This is a genomic window from Streptomyces rapamycinicus NRRL 5491, from assembly GCF_024298965.1.
GTDB classification, from domain to species: Bacteria; Actinomycetota; Actinomycetes; order Streptomycetales; family Streptomycetaceae; genus Streptomyces; species Streptomyces rapamycinicus.
On the sequence record NZ_CP085193.1, the window covers coordinates 8,735,642 to 8,754,546 of the forward strand.

Sequence of the window (18,905 nt, forward strand, 5' to 3'; positions counted from 1 at the left end):
GTGTCGTTCGGGCGGGCACGCCTCGCGTCCGGCGGGCGGCTCAGATGCCCAGCCCGGCCTCGTGCGCCGCGGCCACGGCCTCCTTGTCGCCCTCCAGCTCGACCCGGGCGGAATCCTGGCGGCCGGTGAGGAAGAGCGCCAGCTCGCCCGGTTCGCCGGTGACCGTGACGACCGGGGTGCCGCGGCGGGCCACCGCCGTACGGCCGTCCGGGCGGCGCAGCACCAGGCCGACGGGGGAGCGGCGGCCGAAGATCCGGGCGCCGCGCTCGATGCGGGACCACAGCGTGTCGGCGAAGACCGGGTCCAGCTCGCGCGGTGTCCAGTCCGGCCGGGCGCGGCGCACATCCTCGGCGTGGACGTAGAACTCGAAGCTGTTGGCCGCCTCGTCCACCTGCTTCAGCGCGAACGGCGACATCCGCGGCGGACCGGTACGGAACAGTTGGAGCAGCTCCTCGTACGGCCGCGCCGCGAACTCCTGCTGCACCCGGGCCAGCCGCGCGGCCAGCGGCTTGACCAGCACCCCGGCGGCCGCGTCGGGGCGGCGCTCGCGGACCACCAGATGGGCCGCCAGATCGCGGGTGCTCCAGCCCTCGCACAGCGTCGGGGCCCCGGGGCCCGCGCCCTCCAAGAGGTCGGCGAGGAGCAGGCGTTCGCGCTTCGCGTGAGTGGACATGCGTCCACCCTACGACCGGGGCCCGCCCGCTGCCATGAGGAGCGCCGCCGCACCCCGGCGCGGCGCGGCCTCCTGCCAGGCCTACGCGGTGTGCGGCTCCGCCGCGTGGCAGCGGCACCGCCCCTGGACCCCAGGGTCCGAGCGGTACCCCGCCTTCCAGCCCCTCCGGCGCTTGAGGAGCGGGGTCTGGGGCGGAGCCCCAGTTGTGGGAAGGGGCGGGGAGGGGAGCAGCCCGCCGCAGGCGCCACAATCCGCCGGACGACACGCCGCCCTGACTACCCCGGCAGCGGCTTGCTCAGCTTCTTGCCGTCCCGCCCGGCGCTCAGCGTGAGCGCGCAGGAGACCTGGTCCTCGCCCTGGATGGAGTACGTGCCCAGCGCGGGGTACAGCGCGTAGTAGTAGTACATCCGGCCGTCGTTGGGGATGCTCTTGAGCCGCTTCTTGGCATCCGTCGCGCACAGCGCGAGCGCCTTCGTCTGAATCGCCTTCTCGGTGGAGAAGTCGCCGCTCAGCGTCTCGTTGGCGATCACCTCGCCGTCGTGCGGGCCCTGGCAGGACCGCTTCTCGACCTTGGTGACGCTGCTGTCCATCGCCGGGTGGTCGAAGCACCGGCCGGGGTCGAGCACCACGTACGGCACCTTGTCACCGGGCGGGCCCGACTCCGACGCGTCCGGGGCCGCCGACTCCGAGGCGCCCGGATCCCCGTCGGGGGCCTCGCTTCCACCGCCCAGCGGCGCGCCCTCTCCGGGGTCCTCCGAGCCCGACGGGGCGGCGGACGACTCGGCGTCCGAGGGCGAGGAGAGGGGGCGGTCCGAGGCCGAGGCGGACGGGCCGGCGTCGGCCGCCGTCTCCTTGCCGCCGTCGTCCTTCGTCCCGATGACGACCGCGCCGACGACCACCGCCGCGGCCACCACCGCCGCGATGACGATCGCCGTGGTCCTGGAGCCGCCGGTGCCGGGCGGCGGGGGAGGGGGCGGCAGCGCGCCCGGGGGTATGGACCCCGGCGGCAGCGCGCCCGGGGGCGGGCCGCCGGGCAGCAGCGCCGGTGGGGTGGGCGGACCGAAACCGCCGCTCGGCGGCGCGGGCGGACCTGGCTGGGGCTGCGGCCCCGTCCCGCCCGGCTGCGCGGGCTGGTCCGCCGGGGGCGGCGGCCCGAAGCCCTGCTGCGGCTGCTGCGCCTGCGGGGGCTGTGGCTGCGCGGGCTGTGGCTGTGGTGGTTGCTGCTGCGGCTGCGGCGGTGGACCGAACCCCCCGCCGTTTCCAGGCCGGTTGGGCTCGTTCGACGGCGGCGGAAACGTCATGCCCGAAGCATGCCCCATTCCACCGACAATCCGTCCATCGGGCCCGGCCTACCGGCCGGTTTCCCGGCCCGGTTTCCCAGCCCGGCCTCGGGCCCGGCCCTGGTCCGGCCCGTTTCCGCGGAGATCATTCGCGGGGACCCCCCTCCGGACGTGCAGAATGGTCGCATGACCGGCTCCGACCGCCCCTCCGCCCTCGACCCGGCCCTCGCCGCCCGCCTCAAGCGCGGCGCCGACGGCCTGCTGCCCGCCATCGCCCAGCAGTACGACACCGGTGAGGTGCTGATGCTCGGCTGGATGGACGACGAGGCGCTGCACCGCACCCTCACCACCGGCCGCTGCACCTACTGGAGCCGCAGCCGCCAGGAGTACTGGGTCAAGGGCGACACCTCCGGCCATGTCCAGCTGGTCAAGTCCGTCGCGCTCGACTGCGACGCCGACACCGTCCTCGTCAAGGTCGACCAGGTCGGCGCCGCCTGCCACACCGGCGACCGCACCTGCTTCGACGCCGACGAGCTCCCGCTCGGCCCGCAGACCGGCCCGTAGACCGGCCCGCGGACCGGCCAGCAGACCGGTAACCACCCCGCCCAGCCTTCCAGCCCCAGCCCCAGTCCCGTGCCCCGCCGGGCTCCCCAGACCCAGACCCAGGACGCTGTCACGATGGATCTCGAGACCTTCCGCAAGCTGGCGGCCGACCGCCGCGTCATCCCCGTCAGCCGCAAGTTGCTCGCGGACGGCGACACCCCCGTGGGCCTCTATCGCAAGCTGGCCGCCGAGCGCCCCGGCACCTTCCTCCTCGAATCCGCCGAGAACGGCCGCTCCTGGTCCCGTTACTCCTTCATCGGCGTCCGCAGCGCCGCCACCCTCACCGAGCGCGACGGCCGCACCCACTGGCTGGGCACCCCGCCGGTCGGCGTCCCCACCGACGGCGATCCCCTCCAGGCGCTGCGCGCCACCGTCGAGACCCTGCACACCCCCCGGGACCTCGGCGGGCTGGTCCAGCTGCCGCCGTTCACCGGCGGCATGGTCGGCTACCTCGGCTACGACATCGTCCGCCGCCTGGAGAAGGTCGGCGAGCACGGCCGGGACGATCTGCGCCTGCCCGAGCTGACCATGCTGCTCACGTCGGACCTCGCGGTGCTGGACCACTGGGACGGCACCGTGCTGCTGATCGCCAACGCGATCAACCACAACGACCTCGACACAGGGGTGGACGAGGCGTACGCGGACGCCGTGGCCCGGCTCGACGCGATGGCCGCCGACCTGGTCCGTCCCGTGGCGACCGACCCCGCCGCGCTGCCGGACTCCGAGCTGCCCGAGTACACCGCGCTGTGGGGCGGCGAGGACTTCATGGAAGCGGTGGACGACATCAAGGAGCGCATCCGCGCGGGCGAGGCGTTCCAGGTCGTCCCCTCGCAGCGGTTCGAGACGCCGTGCTCGGCCAGCGCCCTCGATGTCTACCGGGTGCTGCGCGCCACCAACCCGAGCCCCTATATGTACCTCTTCCGGTTCGAGGGCTTCGATGTGGTGGGCTCGAGCCCGGAGGCGCTGGTCAAGGTCGAGGACGGCCGGGCGATGCTGCACCCCATCGCCGGCACCCGCCACCGGGGGGCCACCCCGCAGGAGGACGCCGCGCTCGGCGAGGAACTGCTCGCCGACCCCAAGGAGCGGGCCGAGCACCTCATGCTCGTCGATCTCGGGCGCAATGACCTCGGGCGGGTCTGCGAGCCGGGCAGCGTGGAGGTCGTCGACTTCATGTCGATCGAGCGCTACAGCCACGTCATGCACATCGTCTCGACCGTCACCGGCAGCCTCGCCGAGGGCCGTACGGCCTTCGACGTGCTCACCGCCTGCTTCCCCGCGGGCACCCTCTCCGGCGCCCCCAAGCCGCGGGCGCTCCAGATCATCGAGGAGCTGGAGCCGAGCCGCCGCGGGCTGTACGGCGGCTGTGTCGGCTATCTCGACTTCGCGGGCGACTCCGACACCGCGATCGCCATCCGCACCGCGCTGCTGCGCGAGGGCACGGCGTATGTCCAGGCGGGCGCCGGGATCGTCGCCGACTCCGACCCGGTGGCCGAGGACGCGGAGTGCCGCAACAAGGCGGCGGCGGTGCTGCGGGCGGTGCACGCGGCGGGCCGCCTCGGGCGGTAGTTCCCGGTGGCCGGTGGCCCCCAAGGCGGTAGTTCCCCATGGCCAGTGGCTCCCGGTAGGTCCCATATCCCCCACCCGGGAACGATCCCGTACCCGGGTGGGGGATAGTGGTAGGCGTGACTGCAGCAGCCGTACCCCAGCCCAGGGCCGAGCACGAGCCCTCCGCCCCCGTCGCGCGCGGCCGCCGAAGCAGCCTTGCCATCGCCCTGCTCGCCGGTGCGCTCGGCGCCGCCCTGGTCCTGCTGGCCACCAGCCGCAAATGGGCCGAGGGCACCGCCTCCGTCGCCCAGGGATCCCTCTCGCAGAGCGCCAACGGCGATGACATCACCGGACTCCCCGGTGCCCTCGCGGTCGTCGGCCTGGCCGCGCTGGTCGCGGTCTTCGCCGTACGCCGCCTGGGCCGTGCCGTCGTCGCGGCGCTGCTGGCCCTCTGCGGCGCGGGCATCGTGATCAGCTCCGCCGTCGGCGCGTCCGACAAGGCGGCGCTGGAGGAGAAGGCGTCCAAGGTGAGCGGGCTGACCCACAGCCCCATCCACGACGTGGCGTACACCCCCTGGCCGTGGGTCGCCGCGGCGGGCGGGGTGCTGCTGCTGCTCGCGGGCGTGCTCGCGCTGGGTTACGGCCGTCACTGGCCCGCCATGTCCGGTCGGTACGAGCGCGCGGGCACCGCGGGCACCCCGGCCCGGAGCCGCACCCGGCGCGGTGCCGCCGCCTCCGATCCGGACCGCCCCGAGGAGCTGTGGAAGGCCCTGGACCGCGGCGAGGACCCGACGGAGGCCCCGGCAGCCCCGACGACCCCGGCGCGGCGGGAGGCCGAGCGCGGCGCCTAGGCGCCTGCGGCGGACTGCTCCCCTCCCCGCCCCTTCCCGAACCCGGGGCTGTGCCCCAGACCCCCGGCCCGGGGCTGTGCCCCAGACCCCCGGCCTCGGGGGTGCGCCCCAGACCCCCGGCCCGGGGCTGCGCCCCAGACCCCGGCCTCGGGGGTGCGCCCCAGACCCCGGCCTCGGGGGTGCGCCCCAGACCCCGGCCTCGGGGGTGCGCCCCAGACCCCGGACCCGGGGCTCTGCCCCAGACCCCCGGAGGTCCAGGGGTGAAGCCCCTGCCATGCGGTGGAGCCGCGCATCGCATATCTCCCGGCCGCCGTCCCGTCTCGCGCCGTAAGGTCCCACCCCCGCTCAAGGGCGTTTCGCGCATCGGGGACAATGGCGTGGGAGCGTTCGCCCCCGAGCGCCCGGACCAGGCGCGTACAGATACGAGGAGAATTCATGGCGGGTCACGACCACGGACACACCCCGGCCGCCTGGACCGGTGTCACCATCGCCTTCATCGGCTTCTGCGTCGCCGGCGCGTTCACCGTGGCGGCCAACCCGCTCGGCTTCTGGGCGGGCATGGTGATCATCGCCCTCGGCGGTGTCGTCGGCGCGGCGATGCGCGCGGCCGGGCTGGGCATGCCCAAGACGCAGCACCCGCCGCAGCCGCAGCCCGCGGCGCAGCCGCAGCCCGCGGCGCAGTCGCAGCCCGCGGCGCAGTCGCAGGCGCAGACCCAGAGCTGAGCCCCGGCGCGGCCCGGGGCCGCGCCCGCCTCCACCGCATGCGGCACTGAGCCGTACGGAGGTCGGCGTATCGGCCCTGAGCTGCGCCTTCGTGGATCCCCGGGCAGACTCGGCGGTGTGACCGAACCACCGCCGACCGCCCTCGCCCCGCTGGTGCGGCGCCTGACCGCCCCGTTGGGTGTGCTCGCGGGCGTTCTCGCCGCCTTCGGCTACGTCGGCGCCGTGGACCCCCGGGAGCCCGGCCACTACCCCGTCTGCCCGCTGCTGCGGCTCACCGGGCTGTACTGCCCCGGCTGCGGCGGGCTGCGCGGCGCCCATGCCCTGGCCCATGGCGACCTGGCGGCCGCGTTGCGGGACAACGCCCTCGCCGTCGGCTGTTACGCGGCCTTCGCCGTCTGCTGGGCGGTCTGGTGCGTACGCGGACGCTTCCCGGCGCCGCGGCTGTGGCACGCGGGGGCGCTCGGCGTGGTGGCCCTGGTCTTCACAATCGTCCGGAATTTCCCGTTCGGGGGACTACTGGTGCCGTGATCGTTGTTGTGTATGTGCATGTGGCGGGCGTCCGCGTCAACCGGATGCGAGACCTCGGCCTACCGGCGGCTACCATCGCAGTGCCAGGTGACGCGGTGGACCGCCCCACCCGGTACAGATCAGAAGCTTCATCCCCGTCACGGAAGGGGGCCGCTCGGTGAGTGTGCTCGACGAGATCATCGACGGAGTCCGTGCCGACCTCGCGGAGCGGCAGGCGCGCGTCGCCCTCGACGAGCTCAAGGAGCGGGCGGCCAAGGCCCAGCCGGCGAAGGACGGTGTCGCCGCGCTCAAGGGCGACAGCGTCAAGGTGATCTGCGAGGTCAAGCGGTCCAGCCCCTCCAAGGGCGCGCTCGCCGCGATCGCCGACCCCGCCGGGCTCGCCGCGGACTACGAGGCGGGTGGCGCGGCCGTGATCAGCGTGCTGACCGAGCAGCGGCGCTTCGGCGGATCGCTGGCCGACCTGGAAGCCGTAAGGGCGAAGGTCGACATTCCGGTGCTCCGTAAGGACTTCATCGTCACCTCGTACCAGCTGTGGGAGGCGCGGGCGCACGGCGCCGACGTCATCCTGCTGATCGTCGCCGCGCTGGAGCAGCAGGCGCTGGTCTCGCTCATCGAGCGGGCGGAGTCGATCGGGCTGACGCCCGTGGTCGAGGTGCACGACGAGGAGGAGACCGCCCGGGCGGTCGACGCCGGAGCCCGGGTGATCGGCGTCAATGCGCGTGACCTCAAGACCCTCCAGGTGGACCGCTCGAACTTCGCCCGGATCGCACCGGAGATCCCGGACCACATCGTCAAGATCGCGGAGTCCGGGGTGCGCGGCCCGCACGACCTGATCGCCTATGCCAACGACGGCGCGGACGCGGTGCTGGTCGGCGAGTCCCTGGTGACCGGGCGCGACCCCAAGGCCGCGGTGGCCGATCTGGTGGCGGCGGGCGCCCATCCGGCGCTGCGCCACGGCCGGGACTGACGACGGGGCGGGATCGGCGGACCATGGAGACGTACGCGCGCCTGGCACGGGGCTGTCGGCCCCGGGGCTGCCGCGCGCCCGCGAGGCGGGTGCGGGGGCGGCGCGTGCGCTACCACATCGGATGCGAGCCGGGGCAGATCAACGGGCGGCGATGGCGCCGGGCGGCGGCGCGCTGAGCGCACGCCGCACGCCTGCCATCCATCCCACCTGTCGCGGGGCGCTGCCCCGATCGAGGAGTACGTCGCATGTCCTCTGATTTCTTCATCCCTGACCCGGAGGGCCAGGTGCCCAGCGCCGAGGGGTATTTCGGTGCCTTCGGCGGCAAGTTCATCCCCGAGGCGCTCGTCGCCGCGGTCGACGAGGTCGCCGCCGAGTACGAGAAGGCCAAGGCGGACCCCGCCTTCGCGGCCGAACTCGAGGATCTGCTGGTCAACTACACCGGCCGGCCAAGCGCGCTGACCGAGGTGGAGCGGTTCGCCGAGCACGCCGGGGGCGCCCGGGTCTTCCTCAAGCGGGAGGACCTCAACCACACCGGCTCCCACAAGATCAACAACGTGCTGGGGCAGGCCCTGCTCACCCGGCGGATGGGCAAGTCCCGCGTCATCGCCGAGACCGGCGCCGGCCAGCACGGGGTGGCCACGGCCACCGCATGCGCGCTGTTCGGGCTCGAGTGCACCATCTACATGGGCGAGATCGACACCCAGCGGCAGGCGCTCAACGTGGCGCGGATGCGGATGCTGGGCGCCGAGGTCATCGCCGTGAAGTCCGGCAGCCGCACCCTCAAGGACGCCATCAACGAGGCGTTCCGGGACTGGGTCGCCAATGTGGACCGCACCCACTACCTCTTCGGCACCGTGGCGGGACCCCACCCCTTCCCGGCGCTGGTGCGCGACTTCCACCGGGTGATCGGCGTGGAGGCGCGGCGGCAGATCCTGGAGCGGACCGGGCGGCTGCCGGACGCGGTCGCGGCCTGCGTGGGCGGCGGATCCAACGCGATCGGGCTGTTCCACGCCTTCCTGCCGGACGAGAGCGTGCGGATCGTCGGCTTCGAGCCCGCCGGGCACGGCGTGGCCACCGGGGAACACGCCGCCACGCTGAGCCAGGGCGAGCCCGGGATCCTGCACGGCTCCCGGTCCTATGTCCTCCAGGACGAGGACGGCCAGATCACCGAGCCGTACTCGATCTCGGCCGGTCTCGACTACCCCGGCGTCGGCCCTGAGCACGCGTATCTGAAGGACACCGGCCGCGCCGAATACCGGGCGGTCACCGACGACGAGGCCATGCGGGCGCTGCGGCTGCTGTCGGAGACCGAGGGCATCATCCCGGCGATCGAGAGCGCCCACGCGCTCGCGGGCGCCCTGGACCTCGGCCGGGAGCTGGGGAGCGGCGGCCTGGTGCTGGTCAACCTCTCCGGGCGCGGCGACAAGGACATGGACACGGCGGCCCAGTACTTCGGGCTCTACGAGCAGCAGGGCGACGAGGGGGCGAAGTGATGGCCGGGAACCTGGAGCTGCTGGGGTCCGTCCTGGCGGGCGCCAAGGACGAGGGGCGCGCCGCGCTCGTCGGCTATCTGCCCGCCGGTTTCCCCACCATCGACGGCGCGGTGGACGCGATGACCGCCATGATCGAGGGCGGCTGCGACATCGTCGAGGTCGGGCTGCCGCACAGCGATCCGGTGCTCGACGGGCCGGTGATCCAGACCGCCGACGACATCGCGCTGCGCAACGGGGTCCGGATCCGCGATGTGATCCGCACGGTGGGGGAGGCGCACGCCCGTACCGGCGCCCCGATCCTGTGCATGACGTACTGGAACCCCGTGGACCGGTACGGCGCCGAGCGGTTCGCCGCCGATCTCGCCGAGGCGGGCGGCGCGGGCTGCATCCTGCCCGATCTGCCGGTCGAGGAGTCGGAGATCTGGCGGAAGGCCGCCGAGCAGCACGGTCTGGCGACCGTGTTCGTGGTCGCGCCCAGCAGCCGTGATGAGCGGCTGGCGAAGATCACGGCGGCGGGCAGCGGTTTCGTCTACGCGGCGTCCCTGATGGGCGTCACCGGAACGAGGGAATCGGTGGGCCAGGAGGCGCGCGCTCTGGTGGAGCGCACCCGCGCCACCACCTCGCTCCCGGTGTGTGTGGGCCTCGGCGTCTCCAATGCCACCCAGGCGGCGGAGGTCGCGGCGTTCGCCGACGGGGTCATCGTGGGCTCGGCCTTCGTCAAGCGGCTGCTGGACGCCGGGGGTGACACCGAGGCCGGTCTGGCGGGGCTGCGCGAGCTCGCGGGTGAGCTGGCGGAGGGCGTCCGCACCGCCCGTTAGAGGGTCGCTCGTTCGAGGGAACAACGGGGCGGAGAAGCTCAGCGGTGCTCCTCCGCCTCGTTAGGCGAGGGCGTGAGCCAGAGAAACCGTGAGGGAAAGCGCGGCGCCCGAGAGCGCCTGCGGGAACAGCGCGAGCGGGACCGGGCGCGTGCGAAGCGTAAGCGGACGCTGGGCGTCCTGGGGGCGGTGGTGGCCGTCCTCGGCGCGGCGGTGGGCGTGGGCGTCTTCGCGTCCAGGACCGACGACGACTCGGGGAAGTCGGGCAGCGCCCTGGTGCCGCCGCGCGGAGCCGTCGGCAAGGGACGTCTGGTGATCCCCTCGGGGAAGTCGGAGAAGGCCGGGCAGGAGGGGAAGGCGGGGAAGACGGGCCCGGTGACCCTGACGGTCTACGAGGACTTCCGCTGCCCGGGGTGCAAGCAGTTCGAGGACGTCTTCCGCAAGACCGTCCACGAGCTCCAGGACAGCGGCCGGATGAGGGTCGAGTACCACCTGGTGACGATCATCGACGGCAACCTCGGCGGCACCGGTTCGGTCCGCGCCGCGAACGCGGCGGCCTGCGCCCAGGACAAGGACCCCGCGAAGTTCCGGGCGTACCACGATGTGCTCTACCGCCATCAGCCCCAGGAGACCCGGGACACCTACGCCGACAACGGCAGGCTGATCAAGCTCGCGGACCAGGTCCCCGGGCTGGTCACGCCCGCCTTCCGGCGTTGCGTCGAGGACGGCCGGCACGACGCCTGGGTGCGCAAGTCCAACGACGTCTTCGCCCACTCCGGCTACGCCTCCACGCCGACCGTGCTGCTGGACGGGAAGTCGATCTACGGCGACCCCAAGAAGCCGCTGAGTCCCAACAAGCTCAAGCACATGGTCCTCGCGGCGGCCCGCGACTGATCCTTGTTACGCAGCCGTTGCCGGGTGGGTTGCCGCATCGCCCGCCCGGCACGGTAGCGTCGGTCCTGTCATGGACCTCCTCGCTTATATTCCCAGCCCGTCGTCCGGCGTGATCTATCTCGGTCCGGTCCCGCTGCGCGGCTATGCGTTCTGCATCATCATCGGCGTCTTCGTCGCGGTCTGGTACGGCGGGCGGCGCTGGGTCGCCCGTGGCGGCCGGGTCGGCACCGTCGCCGACATCGCCGTCTGGGCGGTGCCCTTCGGCTTGGTCGGCGGCCGCCTCTACCACGTCATCACCGACTACGAGCTGTACTTCACCGACGGCCGTGACTGGGTGGACGCCTTCAAGATCTGGCAGGGCGGCCTGGGGATCTGGGGGGCCATCGCGCTGGGCGCGCTCGGCGCCTGGATCGGCTGCCGCCGCCGGGGGATTCCGCTTCCGGCGTACGCCGACGCCATCGCCCCCGGAATCGCCTTCGCCCAGGCCATCGGGCGCTGGGGCAACTGGTTCAACCAGGAGCTGTACGGCAAGGCCACCACGCTGCCCTGGGCGCTGAAGATCGACGGCGACGCCGACGCGGGCCGGGTGGCCGGCACGTACCACCCGACCTTCCTGTACGAGTCGCTGTGGTGCGTCGGCGTGGCGCTGCTGGTGATCTGGGCGGACCGCCGCTACAAGCTGGGGCATGGGCGGGCGTTTGCCCTCTACGTCGCGGCGTACACCGTGGGCCGCTTCTGGATCGAGTACCTCCGGGTGGACGACGCCCACCATGTGCTGGGGCTGCGGCTCAACAACTGGACGTCCGTCGTGGTCTTCCTGGCCGCGGTGGCCTATCTGGTGGTCTCCGCGAAGCGGTCCCCGGGCCGCGAGGAGGTCGTGGAACCGGCCGCGGTCGAGGACGGCGCGGCCCCGGCCACCGGCACGAGCGGCGACGCCCCGGCCGGGAGCGCGGCCAAGAGCGGCGACACTCCGGCCAAGAGCGACGGCAGTCCAGCCAAGAGCGACGGTGCGGACGAGGCCGGTGCGGTGGCCGCCGAGGCGGAGCCCACCAAGAATCCCTGACGCGCGCCGATATGCGTCCATCGGGCCGCCTGACCCCTCGGGGTTTGGCGGCCCTTCTGCGTTTACGCAGGTCAGCGAGGTAAGTTCGGCCTTCCTTGCTGGCGGAGCGGGGGAATTCGTGCGTACCTTCGAACCGTTGGGGTGAGGGCCGCATCGCCACACCCTTCTCGAAGGGAGCACATCTTCATATGTCCGTCATTGACAGTGCTGAGTCACCGCACATCGCCCACCGCGACAACCACACCCACCGTGATGTGAACGGCGGCTGGCTGCGCCCCGCCGTCTTCGGCGCCATGGACGGACTGGTCTCCAACCTCGCGCTGATGACCGGTGTGGCCGGTGGCGCCGTGGACCGGCAGACCATCGTGATCACCGGTCTCGCGGGCCTCGCGGCCGGTGCCTTCTCGATGGCCGCCGGTGAGTACACCTCCGTCGCCTCCCAGCGCGATCTGGTCCAGGCCGAGCTGGAGGTGGAGCGGCGCGAGCTGCGCAAGCACCCGGTGGACGAGCTGGAGGAGCTGGCCGCGCTCTACGAGTCGCGCGGGGTGGAGCCGGCCCTGGCCCGTGAGGTGGCCGAGCAGCTCTCCCGCGACCCCGAGCAGGCGCTGGAGATACACGCCCGCGAGGAGCTGGGCGTGGACCCGGACGATCTGCCGTCGCCGCTGGTCGCGGCGGTGTCCTCGTTCGGCTCCTTCGCGCTGGGCGCGCTGCTGCCGGTGCTGCCGTATCTGCTGGGCGCCTCGGCGCTGTGGCCGGCCCTGGTGCTGGCGCTGATCGGGCTCTTCGGCTGCGGTGCGGTGGTGGCGCGGGTGACCGCCCGTAACTGGTGGTACAGCGGGCTGCGGCAGCTGGCGCTGGGCGGCGCGGCGGCGGGTGTGACCTATGCCCTGGGCGCTTTCTTCGGAACGGCCGTAGGATGACAGTCATACGGCGAGCCGCATAATCACGCCGTTACTCCTCGGTTTCGATCCTTTTACGGGCGGGCATAAGCCCGAAGCGCTTGGGCAGTGTCGCCCGATCCGCGCCATGGCGACGCCGGTCGCCCCATCCCCAATGCCCGTACTGCCTCACCTCACCCCACCCCTGGGGTGTCCGCATGATGGAACGGAATTTCCGCTTCCCGAGATGCACTCCATCATGTAACCTGCACGAAATTCTCGCGGAGGGCCAACGTCGTCCCTCGGCACACGCAAAATGCCATGACGACGACGGGAGAGCCGATGCGTTCCGCATCCCACCCTGCCCGCCAAGGGATGTACGACCCACGCAATGAGCACGACGCCTGTGGCGTCGGCTTCGTGGCGACCCTCACCGGCGAGGCCAGCCATGAGCTCGTGGAGCAGGCTCTCACCGTGCTGAGGAACCTCGAGCACCGCGGCGCCACCGGTTCCGAGCCCGACTCCGGCGATGGCGCGGGCATCCTCGTCCAGGTTCCGGACGCCTTCCTGCGGGCCAGTGTGACCGGCTTCGAGCTGCCCGAAGCCGGTGCCTACGCGGTGGGCATCGCGTTCCTCCCGGAGGGCGAGACCGAGGGTGCGGCCGCCGCGGAGCACATCGAGCGGCTCGCCGCCGACGAGGGCCTGACCGTCCTCGGCTGGCGTGAGGTGCCCGTCGCCCCCGAGCTGCTGGGCAACGGCGCCCGGGCCACCATGCCCGCCTTCCGCCAGCTCTTCGTCGCCGACGGCACCACCACCGGCGTGGCCCTGGACCGCAAGGCGTTCATGCTGCGCAAGCGCGCCGAGCGCGAGGCGGGGGTCTACTTCCCCTCGCTGTCCGCCCGCACCCTGGTCTACAAGGGAATGCTGACCACCGGTCAGCTGGAGCCGTTCTTCCCGGACCTCTCCGACCGACGCTTCGCCACGGCCGTCGCGCTGGTCCACTCCCGGTTCTCCACCAACACCTTCCCGAGCTGGCCGCTGGCCCACCCGTACCGCTTCGTCGCCCACAACGGTGAGATCAACACCGTCCAGGGCAACCGCAACTGGATGCGGGCCCGGGAGTCCCAGCTGGTCAGCGACCTGTTCGGGGAGAAGGGCCTGGAGCGGATCTTCCCCGTCTGCACCCCGGACGCCTCCGACTCGGCGACCTTCGACGAGGTCCTGGAGCTGCTCCACCTCGGTGGCCGCTCGCTGCCGCACTCGGTGCTGATGATGGTCCCCGAGGCGTGGGAGAACCACCCCTCCATGGACCCGGCCCGGCGCGCCTTCTACCAGTACCACTCCACGATGATGGAGCCCTGGGACGGCCCGGCCTGTGTCACCTTCACCGACGGCGTCCAGGTCGGCGCCGTGCTGGACCGCAACGGTCTGCGGCCCGGGCGCTACTGGGTCACCGACGACGGTCTGGTCGTGCTCTCCTCCGAGGTCGGCGTCCTGGACATCGACCCGGCCAAGGTGGTCCGCAAGGGCCGGCTCCAGCCGGGCCGGATGTTCCTGGTGGACACCGCCGAGCACCGCATCATCGAGGACCACGAGATCAAGGCCGAGCTGGCCGCCGAGCAGCCGTACGGCGAGTGGCTGGAGGCCGGTCTGATCGACCTGGCCGACCTGCCCGAGCGCGAGCACATCGTGCACACCCACGCCTCGGTCACCCGCCGCCAGCAGACCTTCGGGTACACCGAGGAGGAGCTGCGCGTCCTGCTCGCGCCGATGGCCAAGGCCGGTGCCGAGCCGATCGGCTCGATGGGCACCGACTCGCCGATCGCCGCCCTCTCGGAGCGGCCGCGGCTGCTGTTCGACTACTTCACCCAGCTGTTCGCGCAGGTCACCAACCCGCCGCTGGACGCGATCCGCGAGGAGCTGGTCACCTCGCTGATCTCCTCGCTGGGCCCGCAGGGCAATCTGCTGGAGCCGACTTCGGCCTCCTGCCGCAGCGTCACCCTGCCCTTCCCGGTGATCGACAACGATGAGCTGGCCAAGCTCATCCACATCAACGCCGACGGGGACATGCCGGGCCTCAAGGCGGCGAACCTCTCGGGCCTGTACCGGGTCGGTGGCGGCGGTCAGGCGCTCGCCGCCCGGCTGGACGAGATCTGCGCCGAGGCCGACCGCGCCATCGAGGACGGCGCCCGGCTGATCGTGCTCTCCGACCGCCACTCGGACGCCGAGCACGCCCCGATCCCCTCGCTGCTGCTCACCTCCGCGGTCCACCACCACCTCATCGGCACCAAGCAGCGCACCGAGGTGGGGCTGCTGGTCGAGGCGGGCGACGTCCGCGAGGTGCACCATGTCGCGCTGCTGATCGGCTACGGCGCCGCGGCCGTCAACCCGTACCTGGCCATGGAGTCGGTCGAGGACCTGGTCCGGGCCGGCACCTTCCTGCCCGGTGTCGAGGCCGAGACCGCGATCAAGAACCTCATCAAGGCGCTCGGCAAGGGCGTCCTGAAGGTCATGTCCAAGATGGGCATCTCGACCGTGGCCTCCTACCGGGGTGCGCAGGTCTTCGAGGCCGTCGGCCTGGACGAGTCCTTCGTGGACACCTACTTCCACGGCACCGCCACCAAGATCGGCGGCGCGGGCCTGGACGTCGTCGCCAAGGAGGTGGCCGCCCGCCACGCCAAGGCGTACCCCGCCTCCGGGGTCCCCTCCGCCCATCGCGCGCTGGAGATCGGCGGCGAGTACCAGTGGCGCCGCGAGGGCGAGCCGCACCTCTTCGACCCCGAGACGGTCTTCCGGCTCCAGCACTCCACCCGGTCGCGCCGCTACGACATCTTCAAGAAGTACACGGAGCGGGTGAACGAGCAGTCCGAGCGGCTGATGACGCTGCGCGGTCTGTTCTCCTTCAAGGGCGAGCGCACCTCGATCCCGATCGAGGAGGTCGAGCCGGTCAGCGAGATCGTCAAGCGGTTCTCCACCGGCGCCATGTCGTACGGCTCCATCTCCCAGGAGGCGCACGAGACCCTCGCCATCGCCATGAACCAGCTGGGCGGAAAGTCCAACACCGGTGAGGGCGGCGAGGACTCCGACCGGCTGCACGACCCCGCCCGGCGCTCCTCGATCAAGCAGGTGGCCTCCGGCCGCTTCGGTGTGACCAGCGAATACCTGGTCAACTCCGATGACATCCAGATCAAGATGGCCCAGGGCGCCAAGCCCGGCGAGGGCGGCCAGCTGCCCGGCCACAAGGTCTACCCGTGGGTGGCCAAGACCCGGCACTCCACTCCGGGCGTCGGCCTGATCTCCCCGCCGCCGCACCACGACATCTACTCGATCGAGGATCTCGCCCAGCTGATCCACGACCTGAAGAACGCCAACCCGCGGGCCCGGATCCACGTCAAGCTGGTCTCCGAGGTCGGCGTCGGCACGGTGGCCGCGGGCGTCTCCAAGGCCCACGCCGATGTGGTGCTGATCTCCGGCCACGACGGCGGCACCGGCGCCTCGCCGCTCACCTCGCTCAAGCACGCGGGCGGCCCCTGGGAGCTCGGCCTCGCCGAGACCCAGCAGACGCTGCTGCTCAACGGGTTGCGCGACCGCATCGTGGTGCAGACCGACGGCCAGCTGAAGACCGGCCGTGACGTGGTGATCGCCGCGCTGCTCGGCGCCGAGGAGTTCGGCTTCGCCACCGCGCCGCTGGTGGTCTCCGGCTGCGTCATGATGCGCGTCTGCCACCTGGACACCTGCCCGGTCGGCATCGCCACCCAGAACCCGGTGCTGCGCGAGCGCTACAGCGGCAAGGCCGAGTTCGTGGTGAACTTCTTCCAGTTCATCGCCGAGGAGGTCCGCGAGTTCCTCGCCGAGCTGGGCTTCCGCTCCCTGGACGAGGCCATCGGCCACGCCGAACTGCTGGACACCACCCGAGCCGTCCAGCACTGGAAGGCGCAGGGCCTGGACCTCGCCCCGCTGCTGTACGTGCCCGAGCTGCCCGAGGGCGCCGTCCGCCACCAGGCGATCGAGCAGGACCACGGCCTGGCCAAGGCGCTCGACAACCAGCTGATCAAGCTGGCGGCCGACGCGCTGAACGCCGCGAGCGCCGAGGCCGCCGAGCCGGTCCGGGCCCAGGTCGCGATCCGCAACATCAACCGGACCGTCGGCACCATGCTCGGCCATGAGGTGACCCGTACGTTCGGTGGCGCGGGCCTGCCCGAGGACACCATCGACATCACCTTCACCGGCTCGGCCGGCCAGTCCTTCGGCGCGTTCCTGCCCAGCGGTGTCACGCTGCGGCTCGAGGGCGACGCCAACGACTACGTGGGCAAGGGCCTGTCCGGTGGCCGCGTGATCGTCCGCCCGGACCGGGGCGCGGACCACCTCGCCGAGTACTCGACGATCGCGGGCAACACCCTCGCGTACGGCGCGACCGGCGGCGAGATGTTCCTGCGCGGCCGGGTCGGCGAGCGGTTCTGCGTCCGCAACTCCGGGGCCACGGTCGTCGCCGAGGGCGTGGGCGACCACGGCTGTGAGTACATGACCGGCGGCCACGCGGTAGTCCTCGGCCGCACCGGCCGTAACTTCGCGGCCGGGATGTCCGGCGGTATCGCCTATGTGATCGACCTCGACCCGGACAACGTCAACGTCGATCTGCGGGACGCCGTCGGCGCGCTGGACGACACCGACCAGCGGTGGCTGCACGACGCGGTGCGCCGCCACCACGAGGAGACCGGCTCCACCGTCGCGGGCACGCTGCTCGACGACTGGGAGACCGCCGTCACCCGCTTCAGCAAGATCATCCCAGCTACGTACCAGGCCGTGCTCGCCGCCAAGGACGCCGCCGAGCGTGCCGGGCTCTCCGAGTCCGAGACCCACGAGAAGATGATGGAGGCGGCGATCAATGGCTGACCCCAAGGGCTTCCTGAGCACTGACCGCGAGGTCGCCGAGACCCGTCCGGTGGACGAGCGCGTCAAGGACTGGAACGAGGTCTACGTCCCCGGCTCGCTGCTGCCGATCATCAGCAAGCAGGCCGGCCGGTGCATGGACTGCGGCATCCCGTTCTGCCACAACGGCTGTCCGCTCGGAAACCTCATCCCCGAGTGGAACGACTACGCCTACCGGGAGGACTGGCGCGAGGCCAGCGAGCGGCTGCACGCGACCAACAACTTCCCGGAGTTCACCGGGCGGCTGTGCCCCGCCCCGTGCGAGTCGGCGTGCGTCCTCGGCATCAACCAGCCGGCGGTGACCATCAAGAACGTCGAGGTCACCATCATCGACAAGGCCTGGGACTCCGGTGACGTCACCCCGCAGCCGCCCGAGCGGCTCAGCGGCAAGACCGTCGCCGTCATCGGCTCGGGCCCGGCGGGCCTGGCCGCCGCCCAGCAGCTCACCCGCGCCGGGCACACGGTCGCCGTCTACGAGCGGGCCGACCGCATCGGCGGACTGCTGCGCTACGGCATCCCCGAGTTCAAGATGGAGAAGCGGCACATCAACCGCCGCATCGAGCAGATGCGCGCGGAGGGCACCAAGTTCCGCACCGAGACCGAGATCGGCCGCGACATCGACGCCGCCAAGCTGCGCAAGCGGTACGACGCCGTGGTCATCGCGGCCGGCGCCACCACCTCGCGCGACCTGCCGGCCCCGGGCCGGGAGCTGAACGGCATCCACTTCGCGATGGAGTACCTGCCGCTCGCCAACAAGGTGCAGGAGGGCGACCTCACCACGTCCCCCATCACCGCCGAGGGCAAGCACGTCGTGGTCATCGGCGGCGGTGACACCGGCGCGGACTGCGTCGGCACCGCCCACCGGCAGGGCGCCGCCTCCGTCACCCAGCTGGAGATCATGCCCCGGCCGGGCGAGGAGCGGCACGCGGGCCAGCCCTGGCCCACCTTCCCGATGCTCTACAAGGTCACCTCGGCGCACGAGGAGGGCGGCGAGCGGATCTACTCCGTCTCCACCACCCACTTCGAGGGCGACGAGGACGGCAACGTCCAGTGGCTGCACCTGATCGAGGTGGAGTTCAAGGACGGCAAGCTGGAGCAGAAGCCGGGCACCGAGCGGAAGATCCCGGCCCAGCTGGTCACCCTCGCCATGGGCTTCACCGGTACCGACCAGAAGAACGGCCTGGTCGAGCAGTTCGGCCTGGAGCTGGACGAGCGCGGCAACATCGCGCGCGATGCCTCCTTCGCCACCAATGTGCCGGGTGTCTTCGTGGCCGGTGACGCGGGCCGCGGCCAGTCGCTGATCGTCTGGGCCATCGCCGAGGGCCGCTCCGCGGCGCGCGGGGTGGACCGCTATCTGGCCGGGGCCAGCGAGCTGCCCGCCCCGATCCGCCCCACCGACCGGGCCCTCATGGTCTGACCCGGTCTCCCGGCTTTCCCGGATCTCCGCCCGTACAACGGCGTACGGACCGGCCGCGCGGCGCCTTCCCCCTCCCGACCGGGGGAAGGCGCCGCGTGGCGTTTGGGCTGACGTCCTCCCGGACCGGCTGACCAGGCCGGCTGACCAGGCCGACTGACCAGGTTGGCCGAACAGACCGGCTGACCAGGTCGGTTGACATTCCCTTGGGCGCACTACACCATCATTCCACTAACTGATTAGTGAAAG

16 protein-coding genes are annotated in these 18,905 nt (G+C 72.2%); 14 read left to right on the forward strand and 2 right to left on the reverse strand.

Annotated elements, in window-relative coordinates; all coding sequences use genetic code 11:
- Window positions 1-40 precede the first annotated feature (40 nt).
- Window positions 41-673, reverse strand: a complete 633-nt coding sequence (locus LIV37_RS36695; protein WP_020872123.1) for a TIGR03085 family metal-binding protein — start codon at window positions 671-673, stop codon at window positions 41-43.
- A 275-nt stretch (window positions 674-948) separates the two neighbouring features.
- Window positions 949-1,974, reverse strand: a complete 1,026-nt coding sequence (locus LIV37_RS36700) for a hypothetical protein (protein ID WP_148717764.1) — start codon at window positions 1,972-1,974, stop codon at window positions 949-951.
- Between the two features lie 165 nt (window positions 1,975-2,139).
- On the opposite strand from LIV37_RS36700, the gene hisI reads away from it, so the two are divergent.
- From hisI to LIV37_RS36765, 14 genes are all read left to right on the forward strand, one after another.
- A complete protein-coding gene (hisI, locus tag LIV37_RS36705) occupies window positions 2,140-2,517 on the forward strand; it encodes a phosphoribosyl-AMP cyclohydrolase (protein ID WP_121825055.1) in 378 nt (125 codons plus the stop codon).
- Window positions 2,518-2,586: 69 nt separating this feature from the next.
- Window positions 2,587-4,122 (forward strand): anthranilate synthase component I, encoded by a 1,536-nt coding sequence (locus LIV37_RS36710; RefSeq protein WP_274596666.1) that lies wholly within the window; start codon window positions 2,587-2,589, stop codon window positions 4,120-4,122.
- Window positions 4,123-4,238: 116 nt separating this feature from the next.
- A complete protein-coding gene (locus LIV37_RS36715) occupies window positions 4,239-4,952 on the forward strand; it encodes a TIGR02234 family membrane protein (protein WP_020872127.1) in 714 nt (237 codons plus the stop codon).
- Between the two features lie 435 nt (window positions 4,953-5,387).
- On the forward strand, window positions 5,388-5,675 hold the full coding sequence (locus LIV37_RS36720; RefSeq protein WP_020872128.1) for an HGxxPAAW family protein: 288 nt from the start codon (window positions 5,388-5,390) through the stop codon (window positions 5,673-5,675).
- 117 nt (window positions 5,676-5,792) lie between these two features.
- Window positions 5,793-6,203 (forward strand): DUF2752 domain-containing protein, encoded by a 411-nt coding sequence (locus LIV37_RS36725; RefSeq protein WP_020872129.1) that lies wholly within the window; start codon window positions 5,793-5,795, stop codon window positions 6,201-6,203.
- A gap of 157 nt (window positions 6,204-6,360) precedes the next feature.
- Window positions 6,361-7,170, forward strand: coding sequence for an indole-3-glycerol phosphate synthase TrpC (gene trpC, locus LIV37_RS36730; protein WP_020872130.1), 810 nt, complete (start codon window positions 6,361-6,363; stop codon window positions 7,168-7,170).
- Between the two features lie 23 nt (window positions 7,171-7,193).
- Complete coding sequence (gene trpM / locus LIV37_RS52695; protein ID WP_369075658.1) at window positions 7,194-7,346, forward strand: tryptophan biosynthesis modulator TrpM; 153 nt, start codon at window positions 7,194-7,196, stop codon at window positions 7,344-7,346.
- A gap of 69 nt (window positions 7,347-7,415) precedes the next feature.
- Window positions 7,416-8,663: a tryptophan synthase subunit beta gene (gene trpB, locus LIV37_RS36735; RefSeq protein ID WP_020872131.1), complete on the forward strand. Its 1,248-nt coding sequence runs from the start codon at window positions 7,416-7,418 to the stop codon at window positions 8,661-8,663.
- Window positions 8,663-9,481 (forward strand): tryptophan synthase subunit alpha, encoded by an 819-nt coding sequence (trpA, locus tag LIV37_RS36740; protein ID WP_020872132.1) that lies wholly within the window; start codon window positions 8,663-8,665, stop codon window positions 9,479-9,481. Before trpB ends, trpA begins: the two co-directional genes overlap by 1 nt.
- A 72-nt stretch (window positions 9,482-9,553) precedes the next feature.
- Window positions 9,554-10,372 (forward strand): DsbA family protein, encoded by an 819-nt coding sequence (locus LIV37_RS36745; protein WP_020872133.1) that lies wholly within the window; start codon window positions 9,554-9,556, stop codon window positions 10,370-10,372.
- Window positions 10,373-10,442: 70 nt separating this feature from the next.
- Window positions 10,443-11,435: a prolipoprotein diacylglyceryl transferase gene (lgt, locus tag LIV37_RS36750; RefSeq protein ID WP_121824080.1), complete on the forward strand. Its 993-nt coding sequence runs from the start codon at window positions 10,443-10,445 to the stop codon at window positions 11,433-11,435.
- A 188-nt stretch (window positions 11,436-11,623) separates the two neighbouring features.
- On the forward strand, window positions 11,624-12,355 hold the full coding sequence (locus LIV37_RS36755) for a VIT1/CCC1 transporter family protein (RefSeq protein WP_020872135.1): 732 nt from the start codon (window positions 11,624-11,626) through the stop codon (window positions 12,353-12,355).
- Window positions 12,356-12,655: 300 nt separating this feature from the next.
- Entirely contained in the window at window positions 12,656-17,206 is a 4,551-nt protein-coding gene (gene gltB, locus LIV37_RS36760; RefSeq protein ID WP_121824079.1) for a glutamate synthase large subunit, read from the forward strand.
- Window positions 17,199-18,659 carry a glutamate synthase subunit beta gene (locus LIV37_RS36765; protein ID WP_020872137.1) on the forward strand — a complete coding sequence of 487 codons (1,461 nt, stop codon included), beginning with the start codon at window positions 17,199-17,201 and terminating at the stop codon, window positions 18,657-18,659. Before gltB ends, LIV37_RS36765 begins: the two co-directional genes overlap by 8 nt.
- The last annotated feature ends 246 nt before the right edge of the window (window positions 18,660-18,905 follow it).

Coding starts and splice junctions, on each gene's coding strand:
- LIV37_RS36695 (WP_020872123.1), bottom strand. CDS start 673: ATGTCCACTCACGCGAAGCGCGAACGCCTGCTCCTCGCCGACCTCTTG.
- LIV37_RS36700 (WP_148717764.1), bottom strand. CDS start 1,974: ATGACGTTTCCGCCGCCGTCGAACGAGCCCAACCGGCCTGGAAACGGC.
- hisI (WP_121825055.1), top strand. CDS start 2,140: ATGACCGGCTCCGACCGCCCCTCCGCCCTCGACCCGGCCCTCGCCGCC.
- LIV37_RS36720 (WP_020872128.1), top strand. CDS start 5,388: ATGGCGGGTCACGACCACGGACACACCCCGGCCGCCTGGACCGGTGTC.
- trpM (WP_369075658.1), top strand. CDS start 7,194: ATGGAGACGTACGCGCGCCTGGCACGGGGCTGTCGGCCCCGGGGCTGC.
- trpB (WP_020872131.1), top strand. CDS start 7,416: ATGTCCTCTGATTTCTTCATCCCTGACCCGGAGGGCCAGGTGCCCAGC.
- trpA (WP_020872132.1), top strand. CDS start 8,663: ATGGCCGGGAACCTGGAGCTGCTGGGGTCCGTCCTGGCGGGCGCCAAG.
- lgt (WP_121824080.1), top strand. CDS start 10,443: ATGGACCTCCTCGCTTATATTCCCAGCCCGTCGTCCGGCGTGATCTAT.
- LIV37_RS36755 (WP_020872135.1), top strand. CDS start 11,624: ATGTCCGTCATTGACAGTGCTGAGTCACCGCACATCGCCCACCGCGAC.
- gltB (WP_121824079.1), top strand. CDS start 12,656: ATGCGTTCCGCATCCCACCCTGCCCGCCAAGGGATGTACGACCCACGC.
- LIV37_RS36765 (WP_020872137.1), top strand. CDS start 17,199: ATGGCTGACCCCAAGGGCTTCCTGAGCACTGACCGCGAGGTCGCCGAG.